Origin of the sequence: Castellaniella hirudinis, assembly GCF_047468865.1 — a bacterium.
In the GTDB taxonomy this organism is placed as follows: domain Bacteria; phylum Pseudomonadota; class Gammaproteobacteria; order Burkholderiales; family Burkholderiaceae_B; genus Castellaniella; species Castellaniella hirudinis_A.
In genome coordinates, this window is sequence record NZ_JBLGTV010000001.1 from 404,049 (window position 1) to 419,450 (window position 15,402).

The 15,402-nt window shown below is 68.8% G+C and carries 8 protein-coding genes and 1 tRNA gene; 3 read left to right on the top strand and 6 right to left on the bottom strand.

The annotated features are described in order from the left end of the window. Positions 1 to 197: 197 nt before the first annotated feature. On the top strand, positions 198 to 1,379 hold the full coding sequence (gene bktB / locus ACMHYJ_RS01855; RefSeq protein ID WP_414244832.1) for a beta-ketothiolase BktB: 1,182 nt from the start codon (positions 198 to 200) through the stop codon (positions 1,377 to 1,379). 25 nt (positions 1,380 to 1,404) lie between these two features. Here the strand turns inward: bktB and ACMHYJ_RS01860 are convergent, their stop codons facing one another. From ACMHYJ_RS01860 to ACMHYJ_RS01885, 6 genes are all read right to left on the bottom strand, one after another. Further along, positions 1,405 to 2,196: an ABC transporter ATP-binding protein gene (locus ACMHYJ_RS01860; protein WP_414244495.1), complete on the bottom strand. Its 792-nt coding sequence runs from the start codon at positions 2,194 to 2,196 to the stop codon at positions 1,405 to 1,407. Positions 2,197 to 2,206: 10 nt separating this feature from the next. Next, positions 2,207 to 3,862 (bottom strand): ABC transporter permease, encoded by a 1,656-nt coding sequence (locus ACMHYJ_RS01865; protein ID WP_414244496.1) that lies wholly within the window; start codon positions 3,860 to 3,862, stop codon positions 2,207 to 2,209. Positions 3,863 to 3,868: 6 nt separating this feature from the next. Next, positions 3,869 to 4,909, bottom strand: a complete 1,041-nt coding sequence (locus tag ACMHYJ_RS01870; RefSeq protein WP_414244497.1) for an extracellular solute-binding protein — start codon at positions 4,907 to 4,909, stop codon at positions 3,869 to 3,871. 206 nt (positions 4,910 to 5,115) lie between these two features. After that, a complete protein-coding gene (locus ACMHYJ_RS01875; protein WP_414244498.1) occupies positions 5,116 to 6,021 on the bottom strand; it encodes a DMT family transporter in 906 nt (301 codons plus the stop codon). Between the two features lie 126 nt (positions 6,022 to 6,147). Then, a complete protein-coding gene (arsC, locus tag ACMHYJ_RS01880) occupies positions 6,148 to 6,498 on the bottom strand; it encodes an arsenate reductase (glutaredoxin) (RefSeq protein ID WP_414244499.1) in 351 nt (116 codons plus the stop codon). Between the two features lie 258 nt (positions 6,499 to 6,756). Then, a tRNA-Ile gene (locus tag ACMHYJ_RS01885) sits at positions 6,757 to 6,835 on the bottom strand. A 233-nt stretch (positions 6,836 to 7,068) separates the two neighbouring features. Here ACMHYJ_RS01885 and ACMHYJ_RS01890 point away from each other — a divergent pair. Both ACMHYJ_RS01890 and pbpC read left to right on the top strand, forming a co-directional pair. Further along, entirely contained in the window at positions 7,069 to 13,125 is a 6,057-nt protein-coding gene (locus ACMHYJ_RS01890) for an alpha-2-macroglobulin family protein (RefSeq protein WP_414244500.1), read from the top strand. 29 nt (positions 13,126 to 13,154) lie between these two features. Continuing rightward, positions 13,155 to 15,377, top strand: a complete 2,223-nt coding sequence (pbpC, locus tag ACMHYJ_RS01895; RefSeq protein WP_414244501.1) for a penicillin-binding protein 1C — start codon at positions 13,155 to 13,157, stop codon at positions 15,375 to 15,377. Positions 15,378 to 15,402 lie beyond the last annotated feature (25 nt).

A 15,402-nucleotide genomic window follows, 5' to 3' on the forward strand; every position in this document is an offset into this window, starting at 1 on the left:
GGGATGCGGTGTTGTGGATAGCATGCGATGTTTAGGCGGCATGCGGTGTCTCGGACGGCATGCGGTGGCTCAGGTGGAATGCGGTGTTTCAGACTGCATGCGATGGCTCAGGTGGAATGCGCTGCCTCGGACGGGATGCGGTACTATGAGAATCAATCAATATGCTGCATCGCAGCACCCACCACGGAGACACCATCATGCAAGAAATCGTCGTTGTACAGGCCTGCCGCACGGCAGTGGGGGATTTTGGCGGGGGGCTGAAAGACGCGGCGCCTTGCGAGCTGGGCGCCCTGGTGGTGCGCGAAGTTTTGGAACGCGCCGGGGTGGCCCCCGCCGACGTGGGCCATGTGGTATTCGGCCACGTCATCAACACCGAGCCCCGCGATATGTATTTGTCGCGCGTGGCCGCCATCAATGCCGGGATCGGCCAGAGCACCCCCGCCTTCAATGTCAATCGCCTGTGCGGATCCGGCCTGCAGGCGATTGTGTCGGCCGCCCAAGTGCTGATGCTGGGCGATGCCGAAGTCGCCATCGGCGCCGGGGCCGAGAGCATGAGCCGCGCGCCCTATGTGGCGGTGGGCCAGCGCTGGGGCTCGCGCATGGGGGATTCGCGCCTGGTGGACATGATGACGGGCGCGTTGTCCTGCCCTTTTGAAAGATACCATATGGGGGTGACGGCCGAGAACGTCGCCAGGAAATACGGCATCAGCCGCGAGGATCAGGACGCGCTGGCGCTGGAATCCCACCAGCGGGCGGCCCGGGCGATCGCGCAGGGCCATTTCAAGTCGCAAATCGTTCCGGTCGTGCAAAAGACGCGCAAGGGCGAGGTGGTGTTCGATCAGGATGAACACGTGCGTTTCGACGCCAGCCTCGAAAGTTTCAGCAAGCTGCGCCCCGTCTTTGCCAAGGAAGACGGCACCGTGACGGCGGGCAATGCCTCGGGCCTGAACGACGGCGCGGCCGCCGTGCTGCTGATGACGGCGGCGGCGGCCCGGGCGCGGGGCCTGAAGCCCATGGCGCGCCTGGTCTCTTACGGCCATGCCGGGGTGGATCCCCAGTACATGGGCATCGGCCCGGTGCCCGCCACCCGCAGCGCCCTGGAGAAAGCCGGACTCAGCCTGGATCAGATCGACGTCATCGAGGCCAACGAGGCCTTTGCGGCCCAGGCCTGCGCCGTGTCGCGAGAACTGGGCTTCGACCCGGCCAAGGTCAACCCCAACGGCAGCGGCATCAGCCTGGGCCATCCCATCGGGGCCACAGGGGCCCTGATTACCGTGAAAGCCCTGCACGAACTCGAACGCGTCCAGGGCCGCCATGCCCTGGTCACCATGTGCATCGGCGGCGGACAGGGGATCGCGGCGATCTTCGAGCGGCTGTAAGCGGCTGCGGGCCGGGCTGCCGCTGTCAGGCCGCGGTCGGCGCGCCGTGGGGCGCGCCCCGCAGGCCGGCCTGGATGCGCCGGGACAGCATGGCTTCCCGGTGGATGAATGCGGCGATTTCAGGCGTGGCGGGGTGGTGGTGCATGCCGTATGGCGTGTCCCATTGGGCCAGGCAGCCGTTTTTCAGGATGCCGATGCGGTCGGCGACGGCAAAGGCCTCGGCCTGGTTGTGGGTGACCAGCAGCGCCGTGCAGTGGGCGGCTTTCAGCAAGTCGCGCAGTTCGAAGGCCAGGCGTTCGCGGGCATCGACATCCAGGTTGGAAAACGGTTCGTCCAGCAGCAGGATGCGGGGTTGCGGAGCCAGGGCGCGGGCCAGGGCGACGCGCTGCTGCTGCCCGCCGGACAGTTCGTGCGGATAGCGCTTGGCTTGCCCGTCCAGGCCGACCAGGGACAGCATGTCGCCGATGCGTCGGCGCCGGGCGGCGGCCTCCCAGCGGCGCAGGCCGAAGCCGACGTTCGCGGTGACATCCAGGTGCGGAAACAAGGCGTAGTCCTGGAACATCATGCCGACGTTGCGATGTTCCGGCGCCAGGCAATGATGGCAGTCGGACAGCAGCTGGCCGTCCAGAAGGATCGCCCCGCCGTCCAGAGACTCGAAGCCGGCGATTGCCCGCAGCACACTGGTCTTGCCGCAGCCGGACGCGCCCAGCAGGCAGGCGATCTGGCCGTGATCCAGGCAGAGATCCAGACCGCGCAGCACAGCATTGTGCTGTTTGTTCGCGGTATAGCTCAGGGTGATGTGTTTCAGTTCCAGCATGGGGTTTGCCTCAGCGGTTGGGGCGATCCAGGACGCGGGAGAGCAGCACGACCGGCAGCAGGCCGACCGCGACGATGCCCAGCGCGGCAATCGCCCCCTCCTCGTAGCTGCCGCGCGCCGCTTCGCCGTACAGCCAGGTGGCCAGGGTTTCAAAATTCATGGGGCGCAGCAGCAGGGTGGCGGGCAGTTCTTTCATGGCGTCCACGAAAATCAGCAGGGCGGAGGCCGCCAGGGCGGGGCGCAGCATGGGCAGGTGCACGCGCCACAGCGTGCCGTTGACGGTTTCGCCCATGGATCGGGCGGCCTGTTCGAAAGTGCCGGGGATGCGATCCAGGCCGGATTCCAGCGTGCCCACGGGGATGGCCAGAAAGCGGATGACGTAGGCCAGCACCAGGGCCGTGGGGGTGCCCAGCAGGATCAATCCGGTGGGCGTCAGGCCGGTCGCCGCCCTGAGCCAGGACAGGCCCTGTTCCAGGCCCATCAGGGAAAACAGCAGCCCGATGGCCAGAATCGTCCCGGGCAGGGCGTAGCCCAGGGTGGCCAGCCGGGGCATCTGCTGCTGCCAGACGGGCGCGCGCGCCATGATGCGGCGGCTCCAGGTGACGACCAGGCCCAGCAGCAGGGTGACGATTGTCGCCAGGGCCGCCACGGACAGGGTCTGGCCCGCAGCGCGCCACAGCCCGGCGGAGGGCCATTGCCCCGCCTGCAGGCGTTCGAGCGCCAGGGCCAGCAGGTAGGCGGCGGGCGCGGCAAAGCCGATGACGACGGGGGTGAAGCCCAGGCCCGCGGCCAGCCAGCCCCGGGCACCGCGCAGGCGTTGGGGCCGCAGCACCGCGGCCCGGCGGCTGCCGGTGAAGCGCAGGTGGCGGCGGCCATAGCGTTCAAGCAGGATCAGGCTGCTGACGATGAGCAGCGCGGCCAGGGCGATCTGCGCGGCCCCGGCCAGATCCGAGCGCGTGACCCAGGTGGTGTAGATGGCCACCGTCAGGGTCTGGACGCCCAGGAATTCCGAGGCGCCGATGTCGTTGAGGGTTTCCAGCAAGACCAGCGCGAGCCCGACCGCGATGGCCGGCCGCGCCAGAGGCAGAGCCGCATGAAAAAAAGCGCCCCAGGGGCTCCGGCCGAGCACGCGGGCGGCTTCGATCAACTGGCCGGCCTGGGTGGCGAACATGCTGCGTGTCGTGAGGTATACATAGGGATACAGCACAAAGGCCATCAGCAGGATGGCGCCGGGCAGATTGCGCAGGTCGGGCAGGCGGAATTCACGCGGGCCGCCATAGCCCAGCAGGCCGCGGATGGCGGTCTGAACCGGGCCGATCGGGTGCAGGATGTCCAGGTAGGCGTAGGCGATGATGTATGTGGGCACGGCCAGGGGCAGCAGCAGCGCCCAGGACAGAATCCGCTGGCCCGGGAAGGTATAGGCCGTCACCAGCCAGGCGCAGCCCACTCCCAGGATGGCGGCCAGGACGCCCACGCCCGCCAGCAGCAGGATGGTCTGCCCCAGCGCGTCCGGCAGGACGAATTGCAGCAGATGGGCCCAATGGGCGCCCGGGCCCTGGCCGGACAACCCGACCAGCGCCAGGATGGGGGCCAGAACCACCAGGGCCGTGGCGGCCATCCCGGCGTGCCACGGCCATGTCCGCGCGGGCCCGGTGCTTGCCGTCATGCCGCGTTACTGGTTCAGACCGACGCGATCCACCAGTTCGCTGGCCTGCTTGCGGTGGCGGGCGATTTCCGCCAGGGGCAGGGCGTCGACTTCCAGCGCGCCGAAGCTGGCGACGGTGGGATCCAGCGCCACCCCCGCCTTGACGGGGTATTCGTAGTTGGCCTGGGCATACAGGGCCTGCGCTTTATCGGAGACCAGGTATTCCAGCAGCTGGACGGCCTGGTCGCGGTTGGGCGCGTGGCGCGCCACCGAGGCGCCGGAAATATTGACGTGCGTACCGCCGGACTGGTTGAAGGTGGGGCGCACCACCCGGATGGCCTCGCCCCAGCGGTAGGCGTCGGAATCCGGGGCGGCGTTTTTCATGCGGCCCACATAGTAGGCGTTGGCGATGCCGATATCGCAGATCCCGCCCAGGATGTCGCGCGCCACGTCGCGGTCGCCGCCGGTGGCGGGACGGCCCAGGTTGGCCTTGATGCCCCGCAGCCATTGTTCGGTGGCTTCGGCCCCATTGTGGGCGATCATGGCCGCGATCAAGGCGGTGTTGTACGGATGTTGCCCGGAGCGGATGCAGACCTTGCCTTTCCAGCGCGGATCGGCGAAGTCTTCATAGTGGATGGCCTGAGTGTCGATGTCCTTGGCCACATACGCCACACGATCGCGCAGGGACAGGGTGAACCATTGCTTGTCCGCCCCGCGCAGATGCGCCGGAATGGCGGTTTCCAGCGGGGCCGAATCCACCGCCTGCGTCACGCCGCCATCGACCAAGTCCAGCAGATTGCCGATGTCGACGGTCATCAGAACGTCGGCGGCCGATTGCTGGCCTTCGGCCTTGACTCTTTCCAGCAGCCCGTCCTTCACAAAGACGGTATTGACTTTCACCCCGGTGTCCTGGGTGAAGGCGGCCAGCAGGGGTTCGATGAGCTTGGGTTCCCGGGTGGTGTAGAGGTTGACCTCCGCGGCGACGGCCACGCTGCCCAGCAGCAGGGACAATGCCGCGGTCGTCTGGGCCAGGCGGCGAAGCGGGGGGCGGGTGCAAGAATGGGACATGATTGCAGAGGCTCCGAAAGGGTGCGATAAGAATGATTCTCAAAATCGACACGAAAATAGCATGGCGTCCAGCTTAAAGCAAGCTGAATGCGTTTTGCTGAATACGATTTGCCAAGGTTTGGGCGGGGTGTCCGCGCGGGGCAGAAGGCCGTGGCGGCCCTGGGTGCCGCAACGGCCTTTTTGGGGTGCCCTGGCACGCGGGGCGGTCAGGTCTTTTTTCCGGTCAGCCAGCGCATGACCGGCTCGGCCATGACGGTGCCCACGATCAGCGCCACGCCCAGGTAGAACAGGGGGCCCAGTTGCTGCTGTTCGCCCAGCAGGGGGATGGCCAGCAGCACGGCGTATACGGGTTCCAGGTTGACCGCCATTTGCTGGGCGAACACGCTGATGTAGCGCAGCGATACCAGGGTCAGGGCCACGGGCACCGCAGTCAGCACCACCCCGAAAACCAGCAGCAGGATCGCGTTGTATCCGGCGGGCAGGGCGAAGGCGTGCGCGGCGTCGGGCAGCAGACCGATCACCAGGGCCGTGAACAGGGCTCCGGCGCCCATCTCGATGCTGGTGGTGCTCAGGGGGTGGGCGCGGCTGGCCAGCACCTTGTTGATCCCGCTGAATGCCACCAGCGTGGCGGCGGACAGCAGGCCGATGACAAAGCCCCAATACATGCCCTGCGGGATGCCGCCCACCACCAGCATGATGCCCGGGATGACCGCCGCCGCCAGGGTCAGATCGGATTTTTTCCAGGGGCGGCGCAGCACCACCGGCCCGGAGATGGCGACGAACAGGGGAGCGGTGCCCAGACAGACGGCGGCCACCGAGGCGTTGGTCAGCTTGACCGACAGGTAGAACAGAATCCAGGTGATCGCCAGCACGACACCGGCGCCGCAGCAGGCCAGAAACAGCCGGCGGGACAGCTTGCGGATGCCGCGCCACGTCATGGGCAAGAGCAGCAGGGCCAGGGAGGCGATCAGCATCCGCCACCAGACCAGAGGCAGGGTGTCCAGGGTGATCAGACGCCCCATGATCGGCGTGAAGCCGAACAGCAGCACACAGAAATGAATCAGCAAATAGCCTTTGGCGGCGGGCGCTGGCGCGGCAATCGGTGTGGACACGGAAACGGGCCCGATGAATGGACAGGAGCGGATTGTATCGCTTTATGCCCTGGTGTCATAAAGCCCGGATTTCGCCGAAGCGCGCCGCCCGGGCGCCACGCAGCGCGACGAACCGGGCGGGGCCGGTCAGCCGAGCAGTTCGAGCACGGTTTCCGCGGGGCGGCACAGGCGCGCGCCCCGATCCGTGACCACGATGGGGCGGTTCATCAGGGCGGGGTGGGCCGTCATCGCGTCGATCAACTGGTCTTCCGTCAGGCTGGGATCGGCCAGGTTCAGGGATTCGTACAGCTCGCCTTTATCGCGCAGCAGTGCGCGGGCGGGCAGATCCATCAGGCCCAGCAGTTCGACCAGGCGGGCGCGGCTGGGCGGGGTGTGCAGGTATTCGATGATTTCCGGCGCATGGCCTGCGGCCTGAAGCAGGGCCAGGGTCTTGCGGGACGTGCCGCATTGCGGGTTATGGTAGATGATGGGTGTCATGGGTAATCCGTCTTGGTTGCGTGCCAGCATACTGCAAATCAACCGTGTCATGCCGTGGGCTCATGCTGTCGCATTCGCATCGGCCTTGCCAAAGCGTAGCGTGTGACCATCGGCATCTAGCCGGCTGACTTCTCATGATGTTCGTGCTCGACACCGACGTGGTGTCCGAACTGCGTTTATGGGGTAGAGCCCGGCCCTTGTGCATGGCATGACGGTAGTCACTCGCAATGTGGCCGATTTCAAGCCTACAGGAGTTCTTGGTGGGCCCCCCGAGAGTCGAACTCGGCACCAACGGATTATGAGTCCGCTGCTCTAACCAGGCATGAGCTAGAGGCCCCTGCGGCGTCGGCTGTCTGCCCGGCACCGGAAAGATCGCAATTATCGCATAAAGCGGTGCGCCCCCGACGCGCCGGAGGCGGTGGTGCCCGGCGCATCGGTGATGGGTCGTCCGCATTCCCCTGGTGGCTGGATCGGGGCGGTGGTAATCTTCTCACATCGCCAGGCGCTGCGATCCCTTGGTTCCGGGGTTCAGGCGGTCTGCATAACGGGATAATCGCCATGCGTCTGACTATGCTTCGCGCTGTATTGCTGGGTTTTGCCGCATGTTGGGCGGCCGGCGCGTCCGCCGCCCAGGTGGCCGGCTTCACGCCCCAGGGGGCCATGGCGCGCATCGCGCAGGCCCAGGTGGATTTCGACGCCCCGGCGATTGCCCTGGGGGATGATCTGGCGCCCGATCCGTATCTGATCGACTGCGATCCTGAAGACGCCGCCCAGGGGGAAGGCCGCTGGGTGGATCCCCGGCATTGGGTATATGCCTTCCAGACGCCCTTGTCCGGGGCCGTGTCGTGCCAGGCCCGGCCCAACCCGGATTTTCGTGATTTGCGCGGCCGGCCGCTGGCCGGGGCGCAGGATTATCAGTTCTCCACGGGTGGGCCCAGGGCACGGCTCTTGCGCCCCTGGGGGGACGAAATCACCGAAGACCAGGTGTTCGTGCTGAGTTTCAATACTGCTGTGGAAACGCGCAGCCTGCTGGATCATGCGCATTGCGAAGTCCAGGGCCTGGGCGAAGCCATCCCCATGCGGCTGATCCAGGGGGATGCGCGCCGGCAGATTCTGCAGTCCATCGGGGTGGCGCAGGCCGATGATCCTCAGTTGGCGCTGGTGCAATGCAAGCGCCTGCTGCCCTCGTCGGGGCAGGTGCGCCTGGTGGTGGGGCCGGGGGTCGAGTCTTCCGGCGCCCCAGGGCGGCCCCGGGTGGCGGGGCGCGCCGTTCTGGCCCAGGATTTCAAGGTGCAGGCCCCGTTCCAGGCCCGGCTCAGTTGCACGCGCAGCAATGCCCAGGCGCCTTGTTCACCCCTGCACCCGATCGACCTGGTCTTTTCCACTCCGGTGCCCCGGGCGCTGGCCGACCAGGTGGTTCTGGAAACGCCGCAGGGGCCCCGGCCCGCCCAGACGCCCGGCGACGGCGGCCCGGGCGCCAATGCGGTCTACAGCCTGACTTTCCCCGCTCCGTTCGCGGAAAAATCCGTGCTGCGGCTGGTGCTGCCCGCCGGGCTGCAGGATGAGACCGGCCGCCCGTTGGACAATGCCGACCGCTATCCCTTGGATGTCCCCATCGCGGACATGCCGCCCTTGCTCAAGTTCGCGTCGGGGCCGTTCGGCATCATCGAGCGCTTTGCCGATGGCCCGCCGGCCCAGGGGCTGCCTGCGCTGGTGCCGCTGGCCCTGCGCCGGGTGGGGCCCGACCTGCGCACCCAGGAACTGCTGGTGTCGGCCGGACGGGTCGATGATCACGTCACCACCGACGATGTGCAGGCCCTGCAGTGGCTGTCCAAGGTGCGGCGGCTGCAGGACGGCCTGTTGACGCCGCAGCAGTTTGCCGATGTGCAGGCGTCGCGCCCCGTGCAGTATCCCGAACAGCCCCAGGCGCAGATCGACGTGCGGTCGCGTTCTCTTTTCGGGCCGCAGGATCGCACCCGAACCCTGACCCTGCCCGGGGTGCGGGACGACCAGGGCAAGGAGATCGAGCTGATCGGGGTGCCGGTGCCGGCCCCCGGCCTGCACGTGCTGGAAGTCGCGTCCCCCCGCCTGGGGGCGGCGCTGCTGGCCACCCCGGATCATCCCAGCCCCACCATGTATGTGCGCACGGCGGTGCTGGTCACCAATCTGGCCGTGCACGTCAAGACCGGCCGCGATGATGCCCTGGTCTGGGTCACTGCCCTGGACAGCGGCCAGCCCGTGCCCAATGCGCAGGTGGCCATCCTGCGTTGCGACGGCACCCGGCTGCGCCAGGGTACGACGGATGCCCAGGGCCTGTGGCGCTCGTCGGGCGCTTTGCCCTGGGATGATTACTGCGAGGGCACGGAGCAGGCCGGGCTTTTCGTGACGGCCCGCCTGGCGGCGGATCAGCCCGCCGCCTATGGCGAGGCGGATTTTTCCTTTGCCTGGTCGAGCTGGGACGAAGGGATCGAGCCGTGGCGCTTCGACGTGCCCGTCAGCCGGTCGGCGGCACCCGACCAGGTGGCCCACGCCGTGCTGGATCGCACTTTGCTGCGGGCGGGCGAAACCGTATCCATGAAATTGTTCCTGCGCGACCTGACCCGCGACGGCTTGCGCAATCCGCCTCTGGACTGCCTGGACAGCGGGGCGGCGGATTGCCTGCCCGCCACGGCGGACATCGTGCATGAGGGCTCGGGGGATCGCGTCCCCTTGCCGCTTGCCTGGCGGCGCAGTCCCACGGGGGGCCTGTATGCGTTGCTGGATTACGCCATTCCGCGCACGGCGCGGCTGGGGCAGTATGCCATCCAGTTGTCCACCCCGGCCGCGTCGGCGGCCGATGATGAATACAGCTGGGCGCCTCCCCTGCAGGCGGGGACGTTCCGGGTCGAAGCCTTCAAGCTGCCGTTGCTGACGGGTTCATTGAAGCTGCTGCCCGGGGCGGCGGCCGCGTCCGGCATGGCATCCGGCCCTGGCGCCGACAGGCAATCCGGCGCCGCCGCCGGGGGGGCGTCCCCGGCGGACGCCTTGATCGCGCCCGGGCAGATCCAGGCCGACTTGCAGTTGGGCTGGTTGTCGGGGGGGCCGGCCAAGGGGCTGGTGGCCAGCCTGTCCGCCGTGGCGCAGCCCATGACGCCGGGGTTCGCCGAATACAGCCAGTTCAGTTTCGGGCTGCCGGAATCATCCGACGGGGCCGATCCGGCCGATGCCCCGGAATCCCTGCGCCGCTTGATCCTGGACAAACAGCCCGTGCAGTTGGACGACCAAGGCCATGCGCGGGTGGACGTCCGCACGCTGCCCGCGGTCACCCGTCCACAGCGCTGGCTGTTCGAGGCTTCTTTTGCCGACCCCAATGGCGAAATCCAGACCATCGCCCAATCGGCCCAGGTCTGGCCGGCCGCCGTGGCGGTGGGTCTGGAAACCGGCCGCTGGATGTCGCGCGGCGAGTCGGCCACGGTGCGCTTGCTGGCGGTCGATCCCCAAGGCCGTCCCCAGGCGGGGGTGCCGGTGCAGCTGGATGGCCAGGTGCGCACCACTTATTCCACGCGCAAACGCCTGGTGGGCGGCTTCTATACCTACGATAACCACCAGCAGGTCGCTTCGTTGGGCACCCTGTGCCAGGGCGAGACCAACGCCGAGGGCCTGCTGCTGTGCCCCGTGACCCTGGATCGGGACGGCGAAGTCCGCCTGCTGGCCCAGGCCCGGGATGCCCAGGGGCGCTTGTCGCAGGCGGCCGCGTCCATCTGGGTCTGGGGGGGTGAAAACTGGTTTGCCGGCGGGGATGACGACCGCATCGATGTGATTCCGTCCCAGGCCGCATATCGCCCGGGCGAGGTGGCCGAATTCACCGTGCGCATGCCGTTCCGCCAGGCCCAGGCCCTGGTTGCGGTCGAGCGCGAGGGCGTGCTGGAAACCCAGGTGGTCGCGCTGGACGGCGACGAGCCTGTCGTGCGTGTGCCCGTTCAGGCCGATTGGGGGCCCAATGTGTATGTCTCCGTGCTGGCGGTGCGCGGGCGCATCCGCTCGGTCCCCTGGTCGTCGTTTCTGGAATGGGGCTGGCGTAGCCCGCTGGCCTGGGCGCAGGCGCGGGCCGGCCAGGTCGATCAGGCCCCGGCCCCGACGGGTTTAGTGGATTTGGCCAAGCCCTCCTTTCGGTTTGGCCTGGCGTCGATTCGCGTCGATAGCGAAGCCGATCGCCTGCAGGTGCGGCTGCAGGCCGACCGGGCGCAGTATCAGGTGCGCGATCAGGCCCGGGTGCGCATCCAGGTGAACCTGCCCGATGGCCGCCCGGCGGCGGGCGCGGGGGTGGCGTTTGCCGCCGTGGACGAGGCCCTGTTGTCCCTGATGGATAACCGCAGTTGGGACGTGCTGCAAGCCATGCGGGTCGAGCGCGACGAGGGCGTGTCCACGGCCACCGCCATGGGGCAGGTGGTGGGGCGGCGCCATTATGGCCGCAAGGCCGTGCCGGCCGGCGGCGGCGGGGGCTTTGGCGCCACCCGCGAATTGTTCGACACCCTGCTGCTGTGGCGCGGCGATCTGATCCTGGACGACCAGGGGCAAGCCGATATCCAGGTGCCCCTGAACGATGCCATTACCCGCTTTCGGCTGGTGGCGGTGGCCGATCACGGCGAGGGGCGGTTCGGCACCGGCAGTATCGACATCGTCAGCACGCAGGATTTGCAGGTGATCTCGGGCCTGCCGCAAATCGTCCGCGAACACGACCGCTACCAGGCCCGGGTGACGGTGTACAACCGCACCGACCAGCCCATGGAACTGCAGGTGTCGGCCCAGGCGCGCCGCGCTGCGGACGCGGCGGCGGTCGGGCCGGCCTTGGCCGATCAGGCCCTGACCCTGGCGGCCGGGAATGCGGCGACGCTGCACTGGCCGGTGACGGCGCCGGCGCTGGCCGGATCGGACGACCGCGAGGCCCTGGATTGGATCTTTGCCGCCCGGTCGCGCGCGGGCGAGGCGGTGATGGATCGCATCCAGGTGTCCCAGCAGCTGCAGGCGGCGGTGCCCGTGGCGGTGCGCCAGGCGACGCTGCTTTCCCTGGCCCCGGATACGCCTCGGCGGCTGCCCGTGGATGCCACGGCGGCGGCCTTGAAAGACGCGCGGGGCCAAGTGCGGGGGGGCATCCAGCTGACTTTGCAGTCCAGCTTGGCGGGAACTTTGCCGGGGGTCGGCGATTGGCTGGCGGCCTATCCCTATACGTGCGTCGAACAACTCAGCGCCAAGGCCATCGGTCGGCAGGATGTCGCGGCTTGGAACGCCCTGATGCGGCGGCTGCACGCCTACCAGGCGGCGTCCGGCCTGTTGGCGTATTTTCCGGGCGGCGAGGGCAGCGTGGTGCTGACGGCCCAATTGCTGGAAACCTCGGCGCAGGCGCTGGCCCTGGGCTGGCCCATGGCCTTGCCCGATTCAGTGCGCGAAGCCATGTTGTCGGCGCTGCAGGCGTTCGTCCAGGGACGGCTGGACGACCCCGCCTGGGCGCCGGTCGAAGACCTGTTCTGGCGCAAGCTGATCGCCATCCAGGCCCTGCTGCTGGCCGATGCCTGGCAGCCCGGCATGCTGGACAGCTTTGCGCTGGATGTCAGTGATTGGCCCACGCCCGCCGTGGTGACGTGGCTGTCGATTCTGCAGCGGGCGCCGCATCTGGCCGACCGCCCGGCTTTGCTGGCGCGTGCGGATGCCGTGCTGCGGGCGCGCCTGAGCCGTCATGGCACGTCCCTGGTTGTCGCCGACGACAGCGCCGACAGCGGCTGGTGGCTGATGAGCAATGCCGCCACGGTTCAGGCCCGGCTACTGCTGGCCGTGTCCCAGCGTCCGTCCTGGCGGGCGGATGCGCCGCGCTTGCTGACGGGGCTGCTGTCCCTGCAGCAGAACGGGGCCTGGTCCACCACCAGCGCCAATGTGCTGGGGGTGCTGGCCGTCAACGACTACGCCCGGTGCTTCGAACCCCAGGCCGGCCAGGGGGCGGTGCGCCTGCAGCTGGCGCCGGACGCCCCGCATGTCCTGCCCTGGGCGGACATGCCGGAAACCGCCGGGGTGCGCCAGCAGGCGCTGACGCTGCCTTGGCCTGGAACCGGCCAGGGCGCCGTCGACATCCGGCAACAGGGGGCCGGCAGCGGCTGGGCCACCGTTTCGGCGCGGGCGGCCGTGCCGCAAACCCGGCCCGTGGATGCCGGGATGCGCCTGCAGCGCCGGGTGATCCCGGTATCCCAGGCGCGGCCGGGGCATTGGTCGGTGGGGGACATCTACCGGGTGCAGTTGCGTATCGATAGCCGGGAAACCACTGTCTGGGCCGTGGTCAGCGACCCGGTGCCCGCAGGGGCCGCCATTCTGGGCGGCGGCCTGGGCGGGGATTCCGCGCTGGCCACGCAAGACGAGTCCCGGGGCCAGTCCGACTGGCGGGATCGGCCCACTTATGTCGAACGCGATGCGGGCATGTATCGGGCGTACTTCGAGCGTTTGGATGCCGGGACGCGCGTGCTGGAATATACCGTGCGCATCAATGTGCCGGGGGAATACACCTTGCCGCCCACCCGGGTGGAAGCCCTGTACCAGCCGGATATTTTCGGCAGCCTGCCGAATGACGTGTTTGCGGTGCGGGCGGATCGGGAACCGGGGTGAAGCGGTGGCGCTGGCCGATGGCGGGGGTCTTGACCTTGCTTCGTCGCCTGGGCTGCCTGCTGGCGCTGGGCGTTGCAGGGGCGGTTCAGGGCCAGGGCCTCGATCCGCGTCTGGCCGGGCCGCCCGCATCGGCGGCCCCGTTCGGGCAGGACGCGGCGGCGCTGCCCGATTTTGCCGCCGTGCGCTCGGCCTGGCGCGCCGCCGATATCCGTGTCTTGGCGGCCGATGGCACGGTCATCCAGCGGCTGCGCACGGATTTTTCCGCCCGACGCGGGGATTGGGTGGATTTATCCCGGATATCGGCGGCCCTGCAGCGCGCCGTGGTGCGTTCCGAAGACCACCGCTTCTACGACCATGCGGGCGTGGATTGGCTGGCCGGCGCGGCGGCGGCCTGGTCGGCCCTGTGGGGGGATGGGCAGCGCGGGGCGTCGACCCTCAGTATGCAATTGGCCGCCATGCTGGATCCCGCCTTGCGGCGTGGCGCGGGCGGGCGCGGCATCGGCCAGAAATGGGATCAGATGCAAGCGGCCCGCCAGTTGGAGACCCGCTGGACCAAGCCGCAGATCCTGGAGGCCTACCTGAATCTGGCCGCATACCGGGGCGAACTGGTGGGGGTGGATGCCTTGGCCCGCGTCATGTTCCAGAAACAGGCTTCGGGGCTGGATTTGCGCGAAGCGGCGCTGGCGGCGGTATTGCTGCGCGGCCCCAATGCGCCCGTGCCAGTGCTGGCGCGCCGCAGCTGCGCCTTGCTGCAGGATATGGGTCGTCCCCAGGATTGCGCGGATCTGCGGGATTTCATCCGCGCCGCCCTGGCGCGATCCCGGGCGCGGCGCTTCGATACCCCCGGGCTGGCGCCGCATTGGGCGCGGGCCGTGCTGGCGGCGGGGCAAGCGCCTGCCGGGGATCGCCTGCGCACCACGATTGATGCGGGCCTGCAGGCGGCGGCGCGGCAATCCGTGCATCGGCACCTGCTGGAATTGCGGGGCACGGGGGTCACGGATGCGGCGGTCGTGGTGCTGGACAATCGTCGGGGGACGGTGCTGGCGTATGTGGGGTCCTCGGGGGATTTATCGGCTGCGGCCCAGGTGGATCATGCCCAGGCCCTGCGCCAGGCCGGCTCGACCCTGAAGCCGTTTTTGTATGCGCTGGCGCTGGATCAACAGCGGTTGACGGCGGCTTCTTTACTGGATGACCGTCCGTTGGATCTGCAGGGCGGCGCCGGGCTGTACATCCCGGACAACTACGATCACCAGTTCAGCGGCTGGGTCAGTGCGCGCACCGCATTGGCGGCTTCGCTGAATATTCCGGCGGTGCGCGCCCTGATGCTGGTGGGGCCGGATGTCCTGGCCCGGCGCCTGCGGGATCTCGGGCTGCCGCTGACCCATGAGGGCGATTACTACGGCTACAGTCTGGCCCTGGGGTCGGCCGATGTCAGCCTGCTGTCCCTGACCAATGCCTACCGAACCCTGGCGCGGGGCGGGGCATACGCCCCGGTGTCGCTGTCGGCGGACGACCCCGCCGCCGGGCGGGCCGGCCCGTCCGTATTTTCCGCCGGCGCCGCCTGGATCGTGGGGGACATCCTGTCGGATCGGCAAGCGCGCGCCCGCACGTTCGGCCTGGACAGCCCGCTGTCGACGCCTGGCTGGTCGGCGGTGAAAACCGGCACCAGCCGGGATATGCGCGACAACTGGTGCCTGGGCTGGTCGGCGGCCTATACCGTGGGGGTCTGGGTGGGCAATAGCGCGGGCGCCAGCATGCGCCAGATCTCGGGGGTCAGCGGGGCGGGGCCGATCTGGCACGACGTCATGCAGTGGCTGGCGCAGCGCGAACCGGCGGCCGGGATGCCGCCCGCGCCGCCGCCGGGGGTCGACGCCGTCCAGGTACGGTTTGGCGCGGGGCTGGAGCCCGCGCGCACGGAATATTTCCTGGCCGATACCGCGCAAGCGGTTTTCGCGCCGCCGGCCTCGCCGCCCGGGCGCGCCCGCATCGCCCAGCCGGTGGATGGCACGATTCTGGCGCTGGATCCGGATATTCCCCGGGATCGCCAGCGCCTGGCTTTGCGCGCCTTGGATGCCGTATCGCGCCCCGTCGGCCCGGTGCGTTGGTTGCTGGACGGGCAGTTTTACGGGGCCGGGGCGGCTTTGGATTGGCCGCCGACGCCGGGATCGCATGTCTTTGAGTTGCAGGATGAGCAGGGCCGGGTGCTGGATCGCGCCGGCGTGATCGTGCGCGTCCCCCGCCTGGCTCAGTGAGTCGGGCGGCTGCAAAGGGATAAAC

What these genes read in the sequence shown, in the direction of transcription:
- ACMHYJ_RS01865 (WP_414244496.1), bottom strand. Translation starts at nt 3,862, where the DNA reads ATGACGGCAAGCACCGGGCCCGCGCGGACATGGCCGTGGCACGCCGGG.
- bktB (WP_414244832.1), top strand. Translation starts at nt 198, where the DNA reads ATGCAAGAAATCGTCGTTGTACAGGCCTGCCGCACGGCAGTGGGGGAT.
- ACMHYJ_RS01860 (WP_414244495.1), bottom strand. Translation starts at nt 2,196, where the DNA reads ATGCTGGAACTGAAACACATCACCCTGAGCTATACCGCGAACAAACAG.
- ACMHYJ_RS01890 (WP_414244500.1), top strand. Translation starts at nt 7,069, where the DNA reads ATGCTTCGCGCTGTATTGCTGGGTTTTGCCGCATGTTGGGCGGCCGGC.
- arsC (WP_414244499.1), bottom strand. Translation starts at nt 6,498, where the DNA reads ATGACACCCATCATCTACCATAACCCGCAATGCGGCACGTCCCGCAAG.
- ACMHYJ_RS01870 (WP_414244497.1), bottom strand. Translation starts at nt 4,909, where the DNA reads ATGTCCCATTCTTGCACCCGCCCCCCGCTTCGCCGCCTGGCCCAGACG.